We start from the raw sequence: 1,262 nt of genomic DNA on the forward strand, positions 1-1,262 counted from the left end.
CTGACCCGTGCTGGGATTGGCATAGTGCCTTGGCGTTGACCTGTCGGCCGAGTCTTCGTGCTCATCTGGCGCGGCCAGGCCTGCCGTCTGTGACCTAATAGGAGCTTTGTCCTGCACCGTGAGTGTCCTGTCCTTCGGCATGTTTGGTAGCAAATGTTGGCTGAGCATGCGGAGGATGTGGCAATGGTGAAGGTAAAAGAGCTAGTCGAGGTGGTATTGGGGGTCGACACGCACCTGGACGTGCATGTCGGTGTCGTCATCGACCCAGTGGGACGTGTGCTCGGCACCCGCTCAATCGAAACCTGTACCGACGGCTACCAAGCTCTCCTTGAATGGGCACACTCATTCGGTTTCCTTCTGCGTGCCGGAATCGAGGGCACCGGAACATATGGTGCGGGGCTTGCCCGTCATCTTCAGGAAGCGGGCATCGAGGTGCTCGAAGTCAATCGGCCAGATCGCGCTCGCCGGCGCCGTCGAGGTAAGAACGATCCCACTGATGCTGAGAACGCCGCCCGTGCCGTGCTCTCTGGCGAGGCCAGCGCACGCCCGAAGGCACAGTCCGGCGTCGTCGAGGCGATGCGCGCCGTTAATGTCGCCCGCCGCAGCGCAGTGAAGGCGAGAACGCAGACGCTTAATCAACTGCGCGGCCTGCTAGTGAGCGCCCCGCAGACACTGCGGGAACAGTTGCTTAAACCAAAAGCGGCGGCGTGTGTAGCCGCTTGCCTGGCGTTGGAGACAGGGGATGATTCGATGCTGCTCCAGACCCTGAAATCGACTCTGCGGCTACTTGCCCGACGTTGGCAAGCGCTGACCGAAGAGCTTCATGAGCTAGATGCTGCGCTGGACCGGCTCGCGCAGCAAGCCGCTCCAAGCTTGGTCACCCGTTTTGGTGTCGGCGCACAGACAGCGGCGACACTACTGGTGACCGCAGGTGACAATCCCGGGCGTCTTCGCAATGATGCAGCCCTCGCCGCCCTCTGTGGGGTAAGTCCGCTTGAGGCCTCTTCGGGCAAGGTTATTCGCCATCGGCTCAACCGGGGCGGCGATCGACAAGCGAATAATGCGCTTTGGACAATTGCCATGGTGCGTATGCGCAGCGAACCACGCACGCGCGCCTACGTCGAGCGGCGCACACAGGAGGGACGCTCAACGAAAGAGATCCACCGTTGTCTCAAGCGCTACATCGTGCGTGAACTCTACCCACTGATCATCAAGGATTTGCAGGCCGCCAGCACTTCGCCTTGACATAGGAGCGTCAATGC

At 61.0% G+C, this 1,262-nt stretch carries 1 protein-coding gene; it reads left to right on the forward strand.

The genetic code is table 11. The annotated features are described in order from the left end of the window. Nucleotides 1–183: 183 nt before the first annotated feature. Complete coding sequence (locus ACPF7Z_RS19375; protein ID WP_425194875.1) at nucleotides 184–1,245, forward strand: IS110 family transposase; 1,062 nt, start codon at nucleotides 184–186, stop codon at nucleotides 1,243–1,245. Nucleotides 1,246–1,262 lie beyond the last annotated feature (17 nt).

Origin of the sequence: Halomonas sp. GXIMD04776 (assembly GCF_049808615.1) — a bacterium.
Lineage (GTDB): Bacteria > Pseudomonadota > Gammaproteobacteria > Pseudomonadales > Halomonadaceae > Modicisalibacter.

Coding starts and splice junctions, on each gene's coding strand:
- ACPF7Z_RS19375 (WP_425194875.1), top strand. CDS start 184: ATGGTGAAGGTAAAAGAGCTAGTCGAGGTGGTATTGGGGGTCGACACG.